The sequence below is a fragment of the Nonomuraea sp. NPDC050540 genome, from assembly GCF_044457485.1.
In the GTDB taxonomy this organism is placed as follows: Bacteria; Actinomycetota; Actinomycetes; order Streptosporangiales; family Streptosporangiaceae; genus Nonomuraea.
The window spans coordinates 514771-534792 of record NZ_JBITHA010000006.1; the positions used below are offsets into that span (position 1 = coordinate 514771).

21 protein-coding genes are annotated in these 20022 nt (G+C 72.8%); 5 read left to right on the top strand and 16 right to left on the bottom strand.

Going from position 1 to position 20022, the window contains the following annotated elements; translation table 11 throughout:
• Positions 1 to 34 precede the first annotated feature (34 nt).
• Positions 35 to 457, top strand: a complete 423-nt coding sequence (locus tag ACIBI5_RS23555; RefSeq protein WP_397250048.1) for a hypothetical protein — start codon at positions 35 to 37, stop codon at positions 455 to 457.
• Positions 454 to 651, top strand: coding sequence for a DUF6186 family protein (locus tag ACIBI5_RS23560; protein ID WP_397250050.1), 198 nt, complete (start codon positions 454 to 456; stop codon positions 649 to 651). Before ACIBI5_RS23555 ends, ACIBI5_RS23560 begins: the two co-directional genes overlap by 4 nt.
• Here the strand turns inward: ACIBI5_RS23560 and ACIBI5_RS23565 are convergent.
• From ACIBI5_RS23565 to ACIBI5_RS23595, 7 genes are all read right to left on the bottom strand, one after another.
• Positions 582 to 1313: a sirohydrochlorin chelatase gene (locus ACIBI5_RS23565; protein WP_397250052.1), complete on the bottom strand. Its 732-nt coding sequence runs from the start codon at positions 1311 to 1313 to the stop codon at positions 582 to 584. The two genes, ACIBI5_RS23560 and ACIBI5_RS23565, sit on opposite strands and share 70 nt — an antisense overlap.
• On the bottom strand, positions 1310 to 2446 hold the full coding sequence (locus ACIBI5_RS23570) for a uroporphyrinogen-III synthase (protein WP_397250054.1): 1137 nt from the start codon (positions 2444 to 2446) through the stop codon (positions 1310 to 1312). Before ACIBI5_RS23570 ends, ACIBI5_RS23565 begins: the two co-directional genes overlap by 4 nt.
• Complete coding sequence (gene nirD, locus ACIBI5_RS23575) at positions 2443 to 2781, bottom strand: nitrite reductase small subunit NirD (RefSeq protein ID WP_397250056.1); 339 nt, start codon at positions 2779 to 2781, stop codon at positions 2443 to 2445. The genes ACIBI5_RS23570 and nirD overlap by 4 nt, the downstream gene beginning before the upstream one ends.
• Positions 2778 to 5216, bottom strand: coding sequence for a nitrite reductase large subunit NirB (gene nirB, locus ACIBI5_RS23580; protein ID WP_397250058.1), 2439 nt, complete (start codon positions 5214 to 5216; stop codon positions 2778 to 2780). Before nirB ends, nirD begins: the two co-directional genes overlap by 4 nt.
• A complete protein-coding gene (locus ACIBI5_RS23585) occupies positions 5213 to 6619 on the bottom strand; it encodes an FAD-dependent oxidoreductase (protein WP_397250060.1) in 1407 nt (468 codons plus the stop codon). Before ACIBI5_RS23585 ends, nirB begins: the two co-directional genes overlap by 4 nt.
• Positions 6616 to 8667 (bottom strand): molybdopterin oxidoreductase family protein, encoded by a 2052-nt coding sequence (locus ACIBI5_RS23590; protein WP_397250062.1) that lies wholly within the window; start codon positions 8665 to 8667, stop codon positions 6616 to 6618. Before ACIBI5_RS23590 ends, ACIBI5_RS23585 begins: the two co-directional genes overlap by 4 nt.
• Before the next feature lie 86 nt (positions 8668 to 8753).
• The gene (locus ACIBI5_RS23595; RefSeq protein WP_397250064.1) at positions 8754 to 10064 is read right to left on the bottom strand and encodes an MFS transporter; all 1311 of its coding nucleotides are present in this window, start codon (positions 10062 to 10064) and stop codon (positions 8754 to 8756) included.
• 178 nt (positions 10065 to 10242) lie between these two features.
• On the opposite strand from ACIBI5_RS23595, the gene ACIBI5_RS23600 reads away from it, so the two are divergent.
• Positions 10243 to 10722: a peptide deformylase gene (locus ACIBI5_RS23600; protein WP_397250066.1), complete on the top strand. Its 480-nt coding sequence runs from the start codon at positions 10243 to 10245 to the stop codon at positions 10720 to 10722.
• A 68-nt stretch (positions 10723 to 10790) separates the two neighbouring features.
• On the opposite strand, the gene ACIBI5_RS23605 is transcribed toward ACIBI5_RS23600, so the two are convergent.
• The 7 genes from ACIBI5_RS23605 to ACIBI5_RS23635 all read right to left on the bottom strand — a co-directional run bounded on the left by ACIBI5_RS23605 (position 10791) and on the right by ACIBI5_RS23635 (position 16231).
• Positions 10791 to 11393 carry a D-glycero-alpha-D-manno-heptose-1,7-bisphosphate 7-phosphatase gene (locus ACIBI5_RS23605; protein ID WP_397250068.1) on the bottom strand — a complete coding sequence of 201 codons (603 nt, stop codon included), beginning with the start codon at positions 11391 to 11393 and terminating at the stop codon, positions 10791 to 10793.
• A gap of 70 nt (positions 11394 to 11463) precedes the next feature.
• Positions 11464 to 11661: a hypothetical protein gene (locus ACIBI5_RS23610; RefSeq protein WP_397250070.1), complete on the bottom strand. Its 198-nt coding sequence runs from the start codon at positions 11659 to 11661 to the stop codon at positions 11464 to 11466.
• Between the two features lie 654 nt (positions 11662 to 12315).
• Positions 12316 to 13536 (bottom strand): cysteine--1-D-myo-inosityl 2-amino-2-deoxy-alpha-D-glucopyranoside ligase, encoded by a 1221-nt coding sequence (gene mshC, locus ACIBI5_RS23615; RefSeq protein WP_397250072.1) that lies wholly within the window; start codon positions 13534 to 13536, stop codon positions 12316 to 12318.
• Positions 13533 to 14189 carry an NRDE family protein gene (locus ACIBI5_RS23620; protein WP_397250074.1) on the bottom strand — a complete coding sequence of 219 codons (657 nt, stop codon included), beginning with the start codon at positions 14187 to 14189 and terminating at the stop codon, positions 13533 to 13535. Before ACIBI5_RS23620 ends, mshC begins: the two co-directional genes overlap by 4 nt.
• Before the next feature lie 33 nt (positions 14190 to 14222).
• Positions 14223 to 14990, bottom strand: coding sequence for an SCO1664 family protein (locus ACIBI5_RS23625; protein ID WP_397250076.1), 768 nt, complete (start codon positions 14988 to 14990; stop codon positions 14223 to 14225).
• The gene (locus ACIBI5_RS23630; RefSeq protein WP_397250078.1) at positions 14987 to 15535 is read right to left on the bottom strand and encodes a DUF3090 domain-containing protein; all 549 of its coding nucleotides are present in this window, start codon (positions 15533 to 15535) and stop codon (positions 14987 to 14989) included. The genes ACIBI5_RS23625 and ACIBI5_RS23630 overlap by 4 nt, the downstream gene beginning before the upstream one ends.
• Positions 15536 to 15544: 9 nt before the next feature.
• Positions 15545 to 16231: an MSMEG_4193 family putative phosphomutase gene (locus ACIBI5_RS23635; RefSeq protein ID WP_397108210.1), complete on the bottom strand. Its 687-nt coding sequence runs from the start codon at positions 16229 to 16231 to the stop codon at positions 15545 to 15547.
• Positions 16232 to 16295: 64 nt separating this feature from the next.
• Between ACIBI5_RS23635 and ACIBI5_RS23640 the strand changes: the two genes are divergently transcribed.
• Together ACIBI5_RS23640 and ACIBI5_RS23645 are read left to right on the top strand one after the other, a co-directional pair.
• Positions 16296 to 17243 carry an aldo/keto reductase gene (locus ACIBI5_RS23640; protein ID WP_397250080.1) on the top strand — a complete coding sequence of 316 codons (948 nt, stop codon included), beginning with the start codon at positions 16296 to 16298 and terminating at the stop codon, positions 17241 to 17243.
• Positions 17244 to 17368: 125 nt separating this feature from the next.
• Positions 17369 to 18178: a hypothetical protein gene (locus tag ACIBI5_RS23645; protein WP_397250082.1), complete on the top strand. Its 810-nt coding sequence runs from the start codon at positions 17369 to 17371 to the stop codon at positions 18176 to 18178.
• A gap of 339 nt (positions 18179 to 18517) precedes the next feature.
• Here the strand turns inward: ACIBI5_RS23645 and fabI are convergent, their stop codons facing one another.
• Together fabI and ACIBI5_RS23655 are read right to left on the bottom strand one after the other, a co-directional pair.
• A complete protein-coding gene (gene fabI / locus ACIBI5_RS23650) occupies positions 18518 to 19282 on the bottom strand; it encodes an enoyl-ACP reductase FabI (protein WP_379617780.1) in 765 nt (254 codons plus the stop codon).
• Between the two features lies 1 nt (position 19283).
• Positions 19284 to 19979, bottom strand: a complete 696-nt coding sequence (locus ACIBI5_RS23655) for a beta-ketoacyl-ACP reductase (RefSeq protein WP_379617778.1) — start codon at positions 19977 to 19979, stop codon at positions 19284 to 19286.
• Positions 19980 to 20022 lie beyond the last annotated feature (43 nt).

The following is a 20022-nucleotide window of genomic DNA, read 5'->3' on the forward strand; positions in this document are numbered from 1 at the left end:
CCTCTTCGTTGTCCGCGAGCCCCGGAGGAGAGTCATGGAGAGCCATAGGGAAACGGGTGAGCCCGAGCTGCGGGCGCACCGGCGCCGCCCGCTGGGCTGGATGCTCGGCGGGGCGGTGCTGGTGGCCGCCTGGGCCGGCGGCGGGCGGTTGCCGTCGTTCGGCGGGCTCACGTACGCGGTCGTGGGCGTGGTCGGAGTGGTCGCCCTGGTGACGGCGTTGTGGCCGGGGCTGCCGCGCCGGGAGGCGCCGCGGCGGCCGGCCGCGCCGGGCTGGCAGGTGTGGGTGGCGCTGTTCGCGGCGTTCGGCGTGTGGGAGGTGTGGGCGCTGCTGGCGGGTGACGATCCCGGGCAGCCGACGGTCAGCGACCTGCTGGATCCCGTGCTGCTGTCGCCGGACTGGCGGGGCCTGTTCTGGGTGGCGTGGCTGGTGGTCGGATGGGGGCTGGTGCGGCGATGACGTGGGAGATCACGGTCTTCGGCTATGTGGCGGTGGCGGTGGCCATGCTGGTGCTGGAGGTGGTCGCGCGGCTGCCGGGGTCCACGACGCCGACGGCGGGCGACTGCTTCGCCTGGGTGATGCGTCATCCCGCGGGCCGGGTGCTGGTCATCCTGTCGTGGTGGTGGGTGGGCTGGCACTTCCTGGCCCGCTGAACGTCGTCGAACCGCCGCCAGATCAGCGCGGCCAGGCTGGGGTCGGCGCCGATGGGCGCGCTGACCAGGGCGGCGCCGGAGTGCTGGAAGCGGGTGTGGAAGAAGCCGGGGGCGAGCAGGTAGGAGGCGAGCGCCGTCCTGCGGCCCCACTCCCGGGGCAGGGCGGGGGTGCCCGACGCGGCGAAGGCGGGGGTGCCCGACGCGGCGAAGGCGGCGGTGACCGGGCGGCCCAGCCGTACCGACAGCAGGCGGGCCTGCGCGCGCACGTCGGCCAGGGCCGCGGGGTCGGAGGAGCCGGCGGCCGCGAGCACCACCGCGTCGTCCGGGCGCAGCCCGGCCTCGGCGAGGCGGCGGGCCAGGGCCCGCGACAGCAGCGGATGGGGACCCAGCGGGCGGGCCAGGCGCGCGTCCGGACGGGTGCGCGAGACGATCTCGGGCAGGTCGACGTGGGCGTGGTAGCCGCCTGCCAGCAGGAGCGGGACGATCGTCACCGGGCCGGGCAGGCCGGGGAGAGCGCTGGACAGCAGAGGGCGGCTGATCTCCAGGTGGGCGAGGTGCACGCGGTGGCCCGGACGACGGGCGCGGACCGCTTCGGCCAGGTCGCGCAGGACGGCCTCGCCGCGGGCGTCGCGGGTTCCGTGCGCGGCCAGGACCAGCGTCACCGGACGGCCAGGCGGTAGCCGCGCTTGACGACCGTCTCCACGATCCCGGGCGGGCCCAGGGCGCGGCGCAGGCGGGTGACGGCCATCTCGACGGCGTGTTCGGCCGACTCGCGGGCGGGGCTGCCGGGCAGGACCAGGCGCAGCTCCGCGCGGGCGACGACGTGTCCCGGCTTGTCGGCCAGGCGCTTGAGCACGGCCATGGGCGCGGGCGGCAGGGGCCGCAGTTCGCCGTCCACGACGACGGCGTGGCCGCGGATCTCCAGCCGGTGCCCGCCCGCGGTGACGCGCGCGACGCCGAACTCGGGCAGATGCCTGGCCAGCGCCCGTGCCAGCGCGCCGAGGCGGGAGCGCTCCGGCTGCAGGGTGGGCACGCCGCGCTCGACCAGCGGGTGCGCGGTGACCGGCCCCACGCAGGCCGCGACGACGCCGCCGGAGAACGCTCCCAGCAGCGCCTCCTCCTGGCCTCGGGCGCGGGCCTCGCGGAGCATCGCGAGGACGGCGGGGGCGCTGGTGAAGGCGACCGCGTCCACGGCGCCGGTGACGGCCTGGTTGACCAGGCGGCGCAGCGGCGAGGTGTCGCGATAGGGCAGCCAGCGGTAGACGGGCACCTCGATCACCTCGGCGCCCGCGCGCCGCAGGTCGGCCACGAATCCGGCCAGAGGCTCGCCGTGCAGTTGCACGGCGATGCGCCGCCCGCCCAGATCCTGCGCCAGCAGGTACTCCTTGACCTCGTCGCAGGACTCGGTGGCCGGGGTCCAGTGGTCGCCGAGCCCGGCGGCGCGCACCGCTCCCCTGGCTTTGGGCCCGCGGGTGAGCAGGCGGGCCCGGGTGAGGCGTTCGGCCAGCTCGCCGGAGAGCCCCCACCCCTCGGCCGCGGCCATCCAGCCGCGAAAGCCCACCCCGGTGGTGATCACGACGTCGTCGATGGGCGCGGCGAGGGCCAGGCGCGTGGCCTCCAGGAGGTCGCCGTCCTGTTCCAGGGGGACCAGGCGGATGGCGGGCGCGCTGACCACGCGGGCGCCGCGCCGTTGCAGCAGCGCGCCGAACTCCTCGCGCCGCCGGGTGGCGGTCACGCCCACGGTGAACCCGGCCAGCGAGTCGGGCGCCGTCTCCGGCACGGCCCGGCCGGTCATGCCCGTACCTCGACGTACTCGCCCGCCAGCCGGACCTGGTGGACAGGGATCGCCTCCGCGCCTCCGTCCAGGCATTCACCGCTGACCAGCGAGAACACCTGTTTGTGCATGGGCGAGGCCACCGTGGGCTCGCCGCCCTTGGTGCCGACGATGCCGCGGGACAGGATGTAGGCGCCGCTGAACGGGTCCCGGTTGCCGACGGCGTACACCCGGCCGCCGAAGTCGCGGAACACGGCGATCTGGCGGCCGTTCACCAGCGCGCAGACGCCGCGCTCCGGCAGCAGGTCGGTGTAGCGGCAGACTGTGGTCCACACACCGTGTAGCAGCGTGGTCATCGCACGACCTCCAAGGGGATCAGAACGGGCTGGATCTGCTCGCGCACCGTCTCGAAGGAGATGGACGGGTCGGGCGTGCCGGGGGCGTTGACGAAGCTGACGAAGCGGGCGAGCTTGCCGGGGTCCTCCAGCGTGGCCCGCCACTCGTCCTGGTATCCGGCCACGTGCCGCGCCATCCGCGCGTCCAGGTCGGCGCAGATGCCCAGCGAGTCCTCGACGACGACCTCGCGCAGGTAGCCGAGGCCGCCCTCCAGCGCTTCGAGCCAGGCGGCGGTGCGCTGGAGCCGGTCGGCGGTGCTGATGTAGAACATCAGGAAACGGTCGATGGTCCGCACCAGCTCGGCGGTGCTCAGGTCGGCGGCCAGCAGGTCGGCGTGGCGTGGAGTGAAGCCGCCGTTGCCGCCGACGTAGAGGTTCCAGCCGCTTTCGGTGGCGATGACGCCGAAGTCCTTGGATCGGGCCTCGGCGCATTCGCGGGCGCAGCCGGACACGGCCGACTTCAGCTTGTGCGGGGCGCGCAGGCCCCGGTAGCGCAGTTCGAGCGCGATGGCCAGGCCGACGGAGTCCTGTACGCCGTACCGGCACCAGGCCGAGCCCACGCAGGACTTCACCGTCCGCAGCGCCTTGCCGTAGGCGTGGCCGGACTCGAACCCGGCGTCCACCAGCCGCCGCCAGATGCCCGGCAGCTGCTCCACCCGGGCGCCGAACAGGTCGATCCGCTGCCCGCCGGTGATCTTGGTGTAGAGGCCGAAGTCGCGGGCCACCTCGCCGATGACGATGAGCTTGTCGGGCGTGATCTCGCCGCCGGGCACCCGCGGGACGACGGAGTAGGTGCCGTTCTTCTGGATGTTGGCCAGGAAGTGGTCGTTGGTGTCCTGCAGGGCCGCGCGCTCGCCCTCCAGCACGTGCCCGCTGTGCAGGGAGGCCAGGATCGAGGCGACGGTCGGCTTGCACACGTCGCAGCCCCTGCCGGTGCCGTGCGCGGCGATGAGCTCGGAGAACGTGGTGATCCCGCGTACCCGCACGATGTCGTACAGTTCGGCGCGGCTGTGGGCGAAGTGCTCGCACAATGCCTTGGGCAGCTCGACGCCGGACTTCTCCAGCAGCCGCTTCAGCGCGGGCAGGCACGAGCCGCACGAACCGCCCGCGCGGGTGCACTCCTTGAGCGCGGGCACGTCACGGGCGCCGTCCCCGATCGCCGCGCGCACCCGTCCGGCGCTGACGTTGTTGCACGAGCACACCTGCGCGTCGTCGGGCAGGTCGAGGGCGAGGCCGCCGCCGCTGAACAGCAGGTCCGACGGTGCGGCGGGCAGCGCCTTTCCGACGAAGGGCCGCAGCGCGGAGTACGGCGCGGCGTCCCCCACGCAGATGCCGCCCAGCAGCGTCGAGGCGTCGTCGGAGACGAACAGCCGCTTGTAGACCCCGGCGACCGGGTCCATGTAGGTGACGTCCAGCGCCCCCTCCATCGCCCCGAACTGCGCCACCTCGACACCGAGCAGCTTCAGCCTGGTCGACAGGTCGGCGCCGCCGAAGACCGAGCGGCCCCCGGTGATCCGGCCGGCGGCCACCTCGGCCATGGTGTTGCACGGCCCGACCAGCCCGTACACCTGCCCGCCGGCCAGGGCGCACTCCCCCACGGCGTAGACGGCGGGATCGGAGGTGCGCATGCCGTCGTCGACGACGATGCCGCCCCGTTCGCCGACCTCCAGCCCGCAGGCTCTGGCCAGCTCGTCGCGTGGCCGTATGCCAGCGGAGATCACCACGACGCCGGCCGGCAGTTCCTCGCCGCCGCTCAGCAGCACGCGGCCGGGTTCGATCCGCTCCAGCGACACGCCGGGACGCACGCCGATGCCGAGCGCCTCGATGTGGCTCTTCAGCACGGCGCCGCCGCCCTCGTCCACCTGGCGCGGCATCAGCCAGGGGGCCAGTTCGACGATGTGGGTGCGCAGCCCGAGCCCTTGGAGCGCGTCGGCGGCCTCCAGGCCCAGCAGCCCGCCGCCCACCACGACCCCGCCGTTCCGACCGGCCGCCAGTGCGTTTCCGGCGGCGGCGCGGATGGCGTCCAGGTCGGCGATGGTGCGGTAGACCAGGGCGTCGCCGGCGCCCGGCACCGGGGGCACGAACGGGGCCGAGCCGGTGGCCAGCACCAGGACGTCGTAGGGCTCGACGTGGCCGTCGGCGGTGGTCACGGCGCGGGCCGCGCGGTCGACGGCGGTGACGCGGGAGTTCAGCCGGGTGACGACGCCGGCGGGCGGGGTGTAGGTGAGGTCGGCGGCGCTCGTGCCCTTCAGGTAGGAGGTCAGCGCCACCCGGTCGTAGGCGGGCAGCGGCTCCTCCCCCAGCACCGTGACCCGCCCGTCGTATCCGCGCTCGGCCAGCGACTCCAGCAGCCGCTGGGCGGCGGGGCCGTAGCCGACGACCACGAGCCTGCTCATGCGTTCACCCCTTCCTGCTCGCACAGCCAGTCCACGATGCCCTCGACCGCGTCACGGCAGGTGCCGCAGCCGGTCGTGGCCCTGGTGGCCGCGCTGACCGCGGCCAGGTCGCGGGCGCCCGCCTCCCAGCAGGCGCGGATCTGGCCCTTCGTGACGTTGTTGCAATGGCAGACCTTGGCGGCGTCCGGCATCCGGACGGGGCTGTCGGCCACCGCCCCGGAGCCCTGCGGGCCGGGGAACAACAGGCCCGCGCGGTCGCCGGGCAGCGGGCCGCCGCGGTCGTACAGCTGGGTGAGGGTGCCGACCGCGTCGCTCTCCCCCAGCAGGATCGCGCCGACCAGCCGGCCGTCGCGGATGACGAGCTTGCGGTACGTGCCGCGGGCGCGATGGCTGAACCTGACCACCTCGGCCTGGTCCTCCTCCAGGTGCGTCTCGCCCATGGCGGCCAGTTCCACGCTGCGCGCCTTGAGGCGGGTGACCAGGCGCGAGCCCCGGTAGCGCGCCTTGCCGCCGGTGATGACGTCGGCGGCGACCGCGGCCTGCTCCCAGGCGGGGGCGACCAGCCCGTAGACGGTGCCGTCGTGCTCGGCGCACTCGCCGACGGCGAAGATCGACGGGTCGTCGGTGCGCAGCTCGTCGTCCACGACGACGGCCCGCCGTACCTCCAGACCGGCCTGCGCGGCGAGTCCGGTGAGCGGACGCACGCCGCAGGCGAGCACCACGAGGTCGGCCTCCACCACCTCCTGTGCGGCTCCGGCGCCCAGGTGGACGCCGGAGCCGGTGATGGCGGAGACGGTGACGCCGGTGCGGATCTCGACGCCGAGCTCGCCCAGCGTCTCGCCGAGCATGAGCCCGGCTTCGGCGTCGAGCTGGCGTTCCATGAGGTGTCCCGCCAGGTGCAGGAGCGTGACGGGCAGGCCGCGCCCGGCCAGGCCGCGCGCCGCCTCCACGCCGAGCAGGCCGCCGCCCACGACGACGGCGCGCCGGGCGTGCGCGGCCGCGGCCACGATGCGCTCGCAGTCCCCGAGCGTGCGGAACGGCACCGCCCGCGCCACCCCCGGGATCGGCGGCACGACCGCCTCGCTGCCGGTGGCCAGGACCAGCACGTCGTACGGCTCGCGCCGCCCGTCCCGGGTGATGACCGCCTGGGTGTCGCGGTCGATCTGGACGACCTCGGCGCCGAGGACCGCCTGGACGCCGTGCTCGGCGTACCAGGCGGCGTCCAGCAGGCGTACCTGGTCGGGCCCCGAGCTCCCGGCCAGGACGTTGGACAGCAGCACCCGGTTGTAGGGCTGCCACGGCTCGGCGCCGAAGACGGTGACCCTGACCCGCGGGTCGCGCGCCCGTACCTCGCTGACCAGGCGCGAGCCGGCCATGCCGTTGCCGATGACGACGAGTCTCATGCCACCTTCTCCAGTCTCACGGCGCACACCTTGAACTCCGGCATCCGCGAGGCCGGGTCGAGCGCGGGGTTGGTGAGGCGGTTGACGCCCTCCCAGTGGAACGGCATGAACACGGTGTCGCGCCTGATCGCGGGGGTGATCCTGGCGACGACCTCGGCGCTGCCGCGGCGGCTGCGCACGCGGACCAGGTCGCCGGCGCCGATGCCGAGCTGCGCGGCGAGGTCGGGGTGGAGTTCGACGAACGGTTCGGGGGCCGCCTCGACCAGGGCGGCGACGCGGCGGGTCTGGGCGCCGCTCTGGTACTGGGCCAGGACCCGGCCGGTGGTCAGGTGCACCGGGTAGTCGTCGTCGGGTTCCTCGGCGGGCGGGCGGTGTTCGACCGGGGTGAAGCGGGCGCGCCCGTCGGGGGTGGCGAAGCGGTCGAGGAAGGGGCGGGGCGTGCCGGGGTGATCCTCGGCGGGGCAGGGCCAGAACACGCCGGTCTCGGCGGCGATCCGGTCGTAGGTGATGCCGGCGTAGTCGGCGAGGCCGCCCGCGCTGGCGCGGCGCAGCTCGTCGAAGACGGCGGGCGGGCTGGCCGTCCAGGTGTGGCCGAGCCCGGCCGCGATGCCCTGGATGATCTCCAGGTCGGTCCTGACCTCGCCGGGCGGCGGGAACGCGCGCCGCCGCAGCAGCACGCGGCCTTCGAGGTTGGTCATGGTGCCGTCCTGTTCCGCCCACTGGGCGGCGGGCAGGACGACGTCGGCCAGCGCGGCCGTCTCCGACAGCACCACGTCGGCGACGACCAGCAGGTCGAGGCGGCGCAGCCGGTCGGCGAGCGTGCCGGAGCGCGGCGCGGACACGACCGGGTTGGAACCGAACAGCAGCAGCGCCCTGGGCCCTTCCGGGGTGCCGAGCGCGTCCAGGAGCTCCTGGGCGGAACGGCCGGGTCCGGGCAGCGCCGCCGGCTCGATCCCCCAGACCGCCGCCACGTGGGCGCGCGCCGCCGGATCGTCGATCCTGCGGTAGCCGGGAAGCTGGTCGGCCTTCTGCCCGTGCTCGCGGCCGCCCTGCCCGTTGCCCTGGCCGGTCAGGCAGCCGTAGCCGCTGCCGGGGGTGCCGGGCAGGCCGAGCGCGAGGGCCAGGTTGACGAAGGCGGAGACGGTGTCGGTCCCCTTGGCGTGCTGCTCGGCGCCGCGCCCGGTGAGAATGTACGCGTTATCCGCATTTTTCAGCATGTGTACGGCAGAGCGCATCCGAGCCACCGGCACCCCGGTGATCCGCTCCACCCGCTCCGGCCACCAGGAGGCCACCGAGGTCCGCACCGCCGCGAACCCCGAGGTCCGCGCCGCCACGTACGTCGCGTCCACCCCGCCCTCGGCGATGAGCAGGTGCAGCAGCCCGAGCGCCAGCGCCAGATCGGTGCCCGGCGCCGGCTGCAGGTGCAGCGCCGCCAGCTTGGCGGTGGGCGTCAGCCGCGGGTCGACCACGATCAGCCGCGGCCCGCCCAGGTGGCGCACGAGCGGCGGCATGGTCTCGGCGACGTTCGCCCCGGCCAGCAGGACGACGTCGGCCCCGGCCAGGTCGGTCAGCGGAAACGGCAGACCCCGGTCCAGCCCGAACGCCCTGGTGGCCGCGGCCGCCGCCGAGGACATGCAGAAGCGGCCGTTGTAGTCGATCTGGCTGGTGCCGAGGGCCACGCGGGCCAGCTTGCCCAGGTGGTAGGCGCTCTCGTTGGTGAGCCCGCCGCCGCCGAAGACCGCCACGCCGTCGGGGCCGTGCTCCGCGCGGATCCCGGCCAGGCGCCTCGCCACGTGGTCAAGGGTCTTCTCCCAGGTGGCGGGCTCGCCGTACAGGAGGGGGGTGGTGAGCCGGGCGCCCGGCCGGAGCAGGTCGCCGGCGGTCCAGCCCTTCTGGCACAGCGCCCCGCCTCCGTGCCCGTTGGCCGGGATGTCGGTCCTGGGGGCGATCGCGACCTCGCCGCCGCGCGCGGTGACGGTCATGCCGCACTGCAGCGCGCAGTACGGGCAGTGCGTCTTCACGGACGCGCCGTCGGGGGGTGAGGTCACGGGTCCGATCGTGCTTTCGGGTGGTTTCACCCCTGGGTCCCTTCTGTTACTGCTGTGCTAACAGCGGCTCACCGCGCGTGTGAGCCTCACACGCGGGCGTGGGCGAGGCTGGGCAGGCGGGCGGCGCCGAGCGTGCGCAGGTAGCACCACCAGGTCAGCGCGGTGCAGGCGGCGTAGAAGAGGGCGAAGGCCAGGAAGGCCGCCGCCGGGCTGCCGGTCTGGGCGAACGACATGCCGAAGCCCCGGTTGATGAGGAAGCCGCCGAAGGCCCCGACCGCGGAGATGATGCCGATCGCGGCCGAGGCCTGGCGCTTGCCGTACACGAGGGCCTGCTCGCCCGCGCCGCGCTCGGCGCGCGCCTTCGCCTGGAAGATGGCCGGGATCATGCGGTACGTCGAGCCGTTGCCGATACCCGAGGTCACGAACAGCAGCTGGAAGGCCAGGAAGAACGCCCAGAACCCGCCACCCGCCGCGGCCGCCCACGTCAGCAGGACGCCCGCGCCCATCGCGGCGAACGTCCAGAACGTCACCCGCGCGCCGCCCAGCCGGTCGGCCAGCCACCCGCCCACCGGCCGGATCAGCGAGCCCGCGAGCGGTCCCGCGAAGGCCACCGCCGTCCACGGCGCCGCCGGGAACAGGCTCTTGGCCAGCAGCGGGAAGGCGGTGGAGTAGCCGATGAACGAGCCGAACGTGCCGATGTAGAGGAACGACATGATCCACGTCTGGGCGCTGCGGGCGACCGCGAGCTGCTCGCGCGGCTCAGCCTTGGCGGTGGCCAGGTTGTCCATGAAGAACCAGGCGCAGACCGCCGACACCACGATGAACGGCACCCAGAACCAGCCCGCCGCCGCCAGCCCCAGCCCGCCGATCACCAGCGGCACCACGAGCTGCACCGAGCTGACCCCGATGTTGCCGCCCGCCGCGTTGAGCCCGAGCGCCGAGCCCTGCTTACTCTGCGGATAGAAGTAGGTGATGTTGGCCATGCTGGAGGCGAAGTTCCCGCCGCCGAGACCGGCCGTGGCCGCGATCACCAGCAGCACCCAGAACGGCGTGGCCGGATCGCTCACCGCGAATCCGAGCGCGATCGCGGGGATGAGCAGCAGCAGCGCGCTGACCACCGTGAACGTCCGCCCGCCGAACCTGGCCGGCCCGAAGGTGTACGGCAGGCGCAGCGCGGAGCCGACCAGGTTCGGCAGCGCCACCAGCCAGAACAGCTCGTCGGTCGACAGGTCGAGCCGGCCCGTCTTGGCCGCCACCACGCTCCACAGCGTCCAGACGGTGAAGCCGAGGTGCTCGGCCAGGATGGAGAAGACGAGGTTGCGCCGGGCGACCTTCTTGCCGGTGCGCTCCCAGAAGGCGGGGTCGTCGGGGTGCCATGCGGCGATCCATCGGGTCATGGCCGTGACCGTAGGCAGCGCTCGTTACGCACGCTGACGGTCTGTGACGGTGCGGCGGTTACAGCGGACTCACCGCCGTAACCCCGGCAACACGGATGTAACGCCCGGCTCCAGGTTGGCGGCGATCATTGCTGGGAAACTGTTCCCTGACATCGCGCGAGATCTCGGGGAGTTGCGTGTGAGGGTCCAGGCGATCCGGCTGTTCGGCGATCCGGTGCTGCGTTCGGTGGCGGAGCCGGTGAAGGAGTTCGACCGGGAGCTCCGGGGGCTGGTGAAGTCCCTGACGATCACGATGCGGTCGGGAGCGGGCCGCGCCGGGCTGGCGGCGCCGCAGATCGGGGTGCCGTCACGGGTGCTCGTCTACGACTACGACGGCAAGGCCGGGCACCTCGTCAACCCCCGGCTGGAGCTGTCGGAGCGGAAGGTGACCGCGGACGAGGCCTGCCTGTCGGCACCCAGCGCCTGGTGGCCGCTGGAGCGTTCCTACATGGTGGTGGCGCGCGGGCGGGACATGTTCGGCAAGGCGGTCACGGTACGGGCGCTGGGCGTGCTGGCCAGGGTGCTGCAGCACGAGTGCGACCACCTGGACGGGGTGCTGTTCAGCGACCACCTCCCGGCCGACGAACGCGAGCGCTTCCTGGCCACCGTCACCGCGTAGGTCCTTCAGCCGGCCTTGAGGGTCTTCACCAGAGGTTCCGTGCCGCCGTCGGTCCTACCGGCAGCTCTTCACCAGCGGTTCCAGCCCACGGCGCGCGCCCAGTCGGCCAGGCCGGCGCCGCGCAGGCCCGCGCCCGCGAGCACGGGCTCGCTGAGGACGCGGTCGGCCACGTCGTTCAGGTCCGCGGCCACCTCGTCGGCGGCGTCGATCTCCTCGGGCCTGGTCAGCGGGGTCGGCACCAGGATGCCGCGCGCCCCGGCGGCGCGCGCGGTCTGCATGTCCTTGCCGAGGTCGCCCACGACCATGCAGTCGCGCGGGCTGACGTCCAGGATGGCCGCCGCTCTGATCACCAGGCCGGGTGCGGGCTTGCGGCAGGTGCAACCGTCGCCGTCGGCGTGCACGCAGATCGCCCAGGCGTCGAACGGCCCCAGCAGCGCCTCCACCGTGGAGTTGACCTGGTCCATGTCGTCCGGCGAGAGCAGGCCGCGCCCCACGTCCGACTGGTTGATGACCACCCCGACCGGCACGTCGGCGCGGCGCAACCGGCTGAGCGCCGCGCCCGCGCCCGGCATGGCCACCACGCGCCCCGGGTCGCCGTTGTGGGGAACATCCCTGATCAGCGTCCCGTCGCGGTCGAACAGGACGGCCGCGGGACGATGATGATCGAACACTTTCGCACCTCCGTCGGAACGCGGCCCAGCTACCCGCCGGACCACGCCCCAAACGACCCCGAGGCACCGCTCACAGGTGGAACCAGTGGATGCGCCGGCACGTGGCGCAGACGAAGCAGGTCGCGTCCCGGTTGGCCCAGTCGAGGTTCATGAAGGTCATCCCCGTGGTCTGCAGCTTCCAGCGGTGCTGCTCGAAGGCCGAGCCGCCGCAGGAGTCGCAGGCGAGGGTCTGGCCGTTGAGGAGGACGACCTCCTGAGGTTCCGACATGCCTGACATCCTAGACAAACCCCCTCGGGCCGCCCGGCCTCCGCGTCAAGCACGAGTTACCACGCTCCGGCGTGAACCGCGACGCGAGCGTCCCAGGCCGGGAGGGCGTTTCGGGACCGGCACCCGCATGGCGTGAAAGTGACGCCCTGATTGCGGTAACAATGCCGCGGTAGCTGTGGTAGCTTCTGCCCCGCATATGAGAGCCCCCGGCCCCTTGGTGTCACTCCAGCAGCCGGGGAACTCGCATCACTCGGGGGTTCAGCTAGCGCGCAGCTAGCTGAGCCCCCTACTCCTCTGAAGCAGATCGAGCAGACCGATCAGCACTTGGATCACCGCCAGCAGCGCGTACTGCGGGTCGGACTCCTCGACCTTGGCCCTCATAGCTCCCACCCTTCGGACCCCAGACGTTCCTGGAGTTGATCGCGGGGTCAGCTCGACCAACCCGCGGGGAGCGGATCGAGCGGTGAGAGTTATGACCGGGCAGAAGGTACCAGGTTTCGTGCTTTCCTGGACAAGAATGCGGTCTCTTTGGCGAACTCGCAGGTCAGGGGCCTGCCTACGATTGGTGATTTACTCCAAGGGTGCTCATGTTTCTTGAATGGAATTCCATTCGACATAAGCGTCACCGCAAAAGGCGGCTTACTTTCGCGCGCTTTAAAGGCGTACGCCCAGCAGCGCGTCGGTGAGAGCACGGACCAGGGCGGGGGCGGCGGGGTCAGGGCCGGGGCCGTCGGCCAGGGCCTGGGCGGCCCAGGTGTCCACGGCGGCCAGGGCGCCCGGGGCGTCCAGGTCGTCGGACAGGCGGGCGCGTACCTCCGCCAGCAGGTCCTCGGCGCGCGGGCCCGAGGGCAGCGCGGTCGCCTCGCGCCAGCGGGACAGGCGGGCCTCCGCGTCCGCCAGCTGGCCGGGGGTGTACTCCCAGTCCGAGCGGTAGTGGCGGGCCAGCAGGACCAGCCGGATCGCCATCGGGTCGTGTTCGGCGCGCAGCCGGGAGACGAAGACCAGGTTGCCCTTCGACTTCGACATCTTCTCGCCGTCGAGGCCGACCATTCCGGCGTGGGTGTAGAAGCGGGCGAAGGGCCACTCGCCGGTGGCGGCGTGGCCTTCCGAGGCGCCGCACTCGTGGTGCGGGAAGATCAGGTCGGAGCCGCCGCCCGCCACGTCGTAGCCGGGGCCCAGGCTGGCCAGGGAGATCGCGGTGCACTCGATGTGCCAGCCGGGACGGCCGCGCCCCAGCGCCGTGTCCCAGGCGGGCTCGCCCGGCCGCTCCGCGCGCCACAGCAGCCAGTCGAGCGGGTCGCGCTTGCCCGGCCGGTCGGGGTCGCCGCCGCGCTCGGCGAACAGCGTCAGCATCTCCTGCTCGGAGTAGCCGGACACCTCGCCGAACTTCGGCGCGGCGGCCCGGCTGAAGTAGATGTCGCCGTCGAGATCGTAGGTGTACGGCCCCAGCCGCCGGATCAGCTCGGCCACCTCGCCCACGACCTCGGTCACGCCCACGTACTCGCGCGGCGGCACGATGCGCAGGGCCTCCATGTCGGTGCGGAACAACTCGATCTCGCGCTCGGCCAGGTCCTGCCAGGCGATGCCGGTCTGCTCGGCCCGCTCCAGGAGCGGATCGTCCACGTCGGTGGCGTTCTGCGTGTAGTGGACCTCGTGCCCGGAATCCCGCCACACGCGGCCGACCAGGTCGAAGGCGAGATAGGTGTTGGCGTGGCCCAGGTGGGTGGCGTCGTAGGGCGTGATGCCGCACACGTACATGCGGGCCACGGGGCCCGGATCGGTCTGCCTGACCTGCCTCGCGGCGGTGTCGTAAAGCCGCAGCGGGACGCTCTCGCCGGGCAGCTCAGGAATGTTCGGGGCAGACCACGATCTCATGCCTGTGAGCCTATCCGGCCGGTGAGGTCGCCGAACTCGGTGGTCACCGCGTCGGCGGAGAGCGTGACCATGGTCACCGAGAGCGAGGCGAAGACCCGGCCGTCCGGCAGGACGTGGCGCAGAATCAGCGCGCCCGGCTCGGCGGAGTGCGGGTCGCCGGTGAGCGGCCACCAGTCGTCCGTGGCGGCGAAGCGGGGCCGCTGGGCGATGACTCGGGGGTCGCCGGGGTCCATGCCGCTGTTGACGATGACGCTGACGCCGTCCGGCAGGGTGGTGGCGGCCCGCCGTACGCCGTCCCAGCTCCACAGGCGGGCGCCGGACGGATCCGCGAGCACCAGGTGGAAGGGGTCGTAGACGGACAGGTCGCCAGCGGGCAGGCCGCCCTCGGCCAGGGCCCTGAGCGGGAGGTCGCCGCGGGAGACGCGGATCTTGTCGGAGGCGGGGACGCCGCGGCCGTTGAGCAGGGCGGCGGCGCGGCGGGTGGCGGGGTCGACGGCGAGCCAGGTGCCGCCCGCCTTGAGGTCACGGCCGCCGACGACGCCGGGATGGTCGGGCCAGTGCTCGCCGGGCCCCTCCCAGGGCCGGTCGGCGAACTCGTCACGCACGCCCATCAGGGTCAGGGGGTCGCCGGTTCTCACGATCACCGTGCACATGGGGCACAGCGTAGTAAACGCTCTAGTACCGGATCAGATGGGGGGCCAGGGTATGGCGGGCCAGTCCTCCGACGGATAGGGGTGTACGCCGGTGTCCAGCAGGCGGCGTACGCGGTTCCAGGTGGCCTCCACCTCGGCCAGCGTCAGCAGCTGACGCAGGCGGCGCCCCAGCCCGCCCGACTCGATGTCGCGTTCGAGCTTGGCCAGGACCGCCACCGCGTCGCGGGCCAGCGGCTTGCCCCGCCACTGCCACAGCACGGTGCGCAGCTTGTCCTCGGCGGCGAAGCAGACGCCGTGGTCGACGCCGTAGACGTGCCCGTCGGGCAGCGGCAGCAGGTGGCCGCCCTTGCGGTCGGCGTTGTTGACCACCGCGTCGAACACGGCCATCCGGCGCAGCCCGGGGTGGCGGCTGCGGACCAGGCGCATGAGGTCGATCTCGTGCTCGGTGTCGATCCACAACTGGCACATGCCGGGTCCGAACGGCCCGTCGCGGTAGACGGTCGGCGGCACGATGCCCCACCCGGTGGCCTGCGAGACCTCGAAGGCCGCGACCTCACGGGCGGCGAGCGTACCGTCGGGGAAGTCCCACAGGGGGCGCTCCCCGCGCACCGGTTTGTAGACACAGGCCGCCGTGCGCCCGCCCAGGGTCAGCGAGCAGTACAGCGTCATGTTGGTGGCCTCGACCAGGCGTCCGGCCACCTCCAGGCGGCCGTCGCGCAGCAGCCTCAGCGCCCCCTCGTCCTGCACGGCCGAGGGCTGGGCGTTTCTGACTACCGGCTCGCTCTCCTGGGCACTGCTCACGACGCTGCCTCACCCCCGCGGTATCCGTTCAGGCGCACGCACACATGTCCTTCGGCGTCGAGCGGCTGGCCGCACAGAGGGCACGGCGGCCGCCCGGCGGCGACGATCTGCAGGGCCCGCGCGGTGAAGGCGCGGGCTGCCCCCGCGCTCATCCGCACCCTCAGCATGGCGGGCTCCGGAGCGGCCTCGTCCTCCTCGTCGACGATCTCCTGGGCCTCGATGACCACCTGGGAGGTGTCGGGATCCCAGGCCAGGGCCATCGTGCCCACCTTGAAGTCCTCGTCGAGAGGGGTGTCGAGGGGGCCGTCGTCGGTCAGGTCGCTGGGAGCCAGGGCGGGGATATGGGCGGTGCCTCCACTGCGCCGCAGCACCTCGTCGAGCAGCTCGTCGAGCCTGCCCGCGAGCGCCGCCACCTGGAGCTTCTCCAGCGCGACCGTGGTCAGCCGGCCTTCGGCACGGGCCTGAAGGAAGAAGGCTCGCGCCCCCGGCTGCCCCAAGGCACCGGCCACGAACCGCTCGGGTGGGTCGTAGTCGAAGACCGGCATAGCCTGACCTTACGTGGTCCCGGATCCGCCGCCGACGGCGGCATCGCTCCCGGTGAGTTTTTCTCCCCCGTCTTTCTCCTCCGAATCCTCGGGAAGCCGCAATTCCCCCATATCGTTAACTCTGCTAACAAAGGGACGCAAGGGTGTATAGCGAATCACGGTGAGTGCCGCCGGATCCGACGTAATGCGCTGAAACTGATCGAGATGGAGCCCCAGAGCGTCGGCCACGATCGCCTTGATCACGTCGCCGTGGCTGCAGACGAGGTAGACACCCTTCCCCCCGAGCCGCTCGTTCCACTCGCGCACCGCGGCCACCGCCCGCCGCTGCACCTCGGCCATGGCCTCGCCGCCCGGGAAGACCACCGCGCTCGGATGCGCCTGCACGACCTTCCACAGCGGCTCCTCGGCGAGCTCCTTGAGCTCGCGCCCGGTCCACTCGCCGTAGCCGCACTCGATGAAGCGCTCGTCGGTCCGTACGGCCAGCCCGCGCCCCTCCGCGACCGCGGCGGCGGTCTCCTGGCAGCGCTCTAGCGGGCTGGAGACGATCGCGTCCAGGCGCACCTGGGAGATCCGCCCCGCCAGGGCCGCGGCCTGAGCCCGCCCCGCCTCGCTCAGATGTACGCCCGGAGTGCGCCCTGCCAGCACCGGACCGGTCAAATCGGTCAGCCCGTGACGGGCCAGGAGAAGCGTGGTCACCTGGCAAGTGTCGCAGGCGTCGATCCCCGTGTTGGACGCGGCTGGGCGGTACCCTGGCGGGATCATGGAGCAGCGTTATGTCGGCCGCAGCGGCCTGTCGGTATCCCGGCTCGGACTCGGCACGATGACCTGGGGACGCGACACCGACGCCGACGACGCGGCGGTGCAGCTGCGCACCTTCCTGGAGGCCGGGGGCAACCTCGTCGACACCGCCGACGTCTACACGGGCGGCGACGCCGAACGCCTGCTCGGGCGGATGCTGCGCGACGCGGTGCCGCGCTCGGAACTGGTCATCTCCACCAAGGCCGTGGTCACCCCGACCGGCCGCAGGCCCCGTGACGCCTCACGCCGCCACCTGATCGCCGCCTGCGACGCCTCGCTCAACCGCCTCGGGCTCGACTACGTCGACCTGTGGCAGCTCCACACCTTCGACCCGGAGGTGCCGCTGGAGGAGACGCTCGCCGCGCTGGACGCCATCGTCACCTCCGGCCGCGCCGTCTACGCCGGCGTCTGCGACTACTCCGGCTGGCAGCTCGCCGCCGCCGCGGTCGCCCAGCGCGCGATCCCCGGCCGCATCCCGATCACCTCGGCCCAGGCCGAGTACTCCCTGCTGGCCCGCGAGCCCGAGCGGGAGCTGCTGCCCGCCGCCGAGCACGTGGGCGCCGGCGTGCTGGCCTGGTCGCCGCTGGGCAGGGGCGTGCTGACCGGCAAGTACCGCACCGGCATCCCGTCCGACTCGCGCGCCGCCACCCCGCACTTCTCCGACTTCGTCCGGCCGTACCTCGACGAGCGTTCGCGCAGCGTCGTGGAGTCGGTCATGACCGCCGCCGACGGCCTGGGCGTCTCGCCGCTGGCCGTCGCGCTGTCCTGGGTGCGCGACCAGCCCGGCGTGGCCTCGGCGATCGTCGGCGCGCGCACGACTTCCCAGCTCAACGCCGTCCTGCTGGCCGAGGACGTGATCCTGCCGCGGGAGATCAGGGAGGCGCTCGACGACGTGTCGTCGCTCGACTGAGCAAGGAATGAGAGCGCCACTCGCGTATCACTAGTCGATACCGAATCGCAACTTTCGCCGAGAAACACCTGCCTCTCGGCGGTGATGTCCATAAAGATTTCCTCCGAGGCGAAGTAGGAGGGCGCATGGGGAGCAGGGCCGCAATCACGACGGGTGTACTCGCCGTGGCCTTGGCCGCCATCCCGGGAGCGGCGCCGGCCGTCGCGGCCGTCCAGGACTGCGCCAAGGGCGGCGGGCTGCTCTCCGGCGTGACCAACAGCCTGTGCGACGTCGTGAACGCCGTCACCAGCACCGTGGACGGATTAACGGGCAAGGCCGCCGAGCCGGTGACCAACGGTCTGAACGAGACCACCGACGAGGTCCTCGGCACCGTGGGCAAGGCGGTGCCGACCGGCAAACCCGCCCCGACGCCGACGAGCAGCCGCCCGGCCTCGGCCAAGACCCCCGAACTGCTGGGCGACGTCTGCCTGCCCGTACTGGCCTGCGACGACCAGAGCGTGCTCGACACCCTGACCCCCACACCCACCCAGACCACCCGCGAACCCCGCCCGGCCCCGTCCACCCGCCCCACCCACCGCCGCGACGAGACCCAGGTCCTGCCCACGCAGGCCCCGACCCCGCCGCAGAGCGAGCCCTACCTGATGGACACCGCCGAACCGGTGGAAGAGCACAGAACCGCCGACCCCGAAGAGCCGCGCATCGACCTGCTGTGGCCCAACCCGTACGCCGACGAGCTCACGGTCCCGCTGCAGGACCGCCGCCAGGTGGTCCGCCCGAGCACCCCGGCCTCCGACGCGCTGGGCACCGCACTGACCGCCGTCCTGCTCGCCTCCGCCATCCTCGCCACCCGCGTCGCCCATCAACGCAAACGCCGCGAAGAACACTCCATCCCCTTCGAACCCACCCCTGCACCCGGTCGACATCGCCTCGCTTGATCCCATCGTCGGCGGGCTTGGGGTCGCACATCTGCGGGTTCGGGTTCGTGCGGGTCCGCGGGTTCGGGCACGCGGGTCGGCGGGCTCGGGTCTGTGCGGGCTTCCGGGTTCGGGGTCGTGCGGTTCTGCCGTTACGGCAAGCCGCCCCACCCGCCCCGCCGCCATGGGTGACCGCCCGTCGAGCGCCGGTCGTGAGGGCCCACGTGGTCCCCGCCGCTACGACGCCCCCTTGGCCGGCCAAGTGCCACCCGATCCCGGAAGGCCCGCTCGTGCGGCGGGGCGAGAGCGATCACGCGATCACGGAGAAAGGGCCCCCGGGGTGGCGGGGGCCCGGAAGAGCTATGCGCCGATCGCGTGGACGCCGCCGTCCACGTGGAGGATTTCACCGGTCGTGGCGGGGAACCAGTCGGACATCAGGGCGACGCAGGCGCGCGCGGCCGGGGCGGTGTCGGACAGGTCCCAGCCCAGCGGCGCCTTCTCCGGCCAGCTGTCCTCGAACTCCTTGAAGCCCGGGATCGACTTGGCGGCCATCGTGCGCAGCGGGCCGGCGGCGACCAGGTTCACGCGGATGCCCTGCTTGCCGAGGTCGCGGGCGAGGTAGCGGTTGGCGGACTCCAGACCGGCCTTGGCCACGCCCATCCAGTCGTAGACGGGCCAGGCCTTGGAGGCGTCGAAGTCGAGGCCGACGACCGAGCCGCCCTCCTTCATGAGGGGCAGGCAGGCCACGGCCAGCGACTTGTAGGAGAAGGTGGAGATGTGCAGGGCGGTGGCGACGTCCTCCCACGTGGTGTTGAGGAAGTTGCCGCCGAGTGCGGTCTGGGGGGCGAAGCCGATGGAGTGGACGACGCCGTCGAGGCCGTCGACGTGCTCGCCGACCCGGGAGGCCAGGGTGTCGAGGTGCTCGGTGTTCTGGACGTCGAGTTCGAGCACGGGCGCGGGCTGCGGGAGCCGCTTGGCGATGCGCTCGACGAGGCTGAGCCGGCCGAAGCCGGTCAGCACGACCTGGGCGCCCTCCTCCTGAGCGATCTTGGCCACGGAGAAGGCGATGGAGGCGTCGGTCAGCACGCCCGTCACCAGGATGCGCTTGCCTTCGAGAATGCCCATGTCAGTGCCCCATTCCGAGTCCGCCGTCGACGGGGATCACGGCCCCGGTGATGTAGGAGGCGTCGTCGCTCGCCAGGAAGCGGACGACGCGCGCGATCTCCTGGGGCGCGGCCTGGCGGCCCAGGGGGATGTTCTTGACGATGGCCTCGCCGTCGAGCTCGGCGGTCATGTCGGTCTCGACGAAGCCGGGGGCGACGACGTTGACGGTGATGCCGCGCGAGCCGTACTCGCGGGCGAGGGAACGGCCGAAGCCGACGAGCCCGGCCTTGGACGCGGCGTAGTTGGCCTGGCCCGCCTGGCCGGACAGGCCGACGACCGAGGAGATGAGGATGATGCGGCCGCGCTTGAGCTTCATCATCGGGCGGATGGCCCGCTTGGCGACGCGGTAGGCGCCGGTCAGGTTGGCGTCGATGACGTCGGTGAAGGTCTCCTCCTTCATCATGGCCAGGAGGGTGTCCTTGGTGATGCCCGCGTTGGAGACGAGCACCTCCACCGGGCCCTGCTCGGCTTCGACCTTGGCGAAGGCGGCCTCGACGTCCTCGGTGCTGGTCACGTCGCAGCGGACGCCGAACAATCCCTGTGGGGGCTCGCCCGATCGGTAGGTGACGGCGACGGCGTCGCCCGCCGCTTCGAGTTCGCGGGCGATCGCGAGGCCGATGCCCCGGTTGCCGCCGGTGACGAGTACTGAGCGTGCCATGGGACCTGACGCTATCTGCTACCGGCTGGTATGCGCTTGTCCA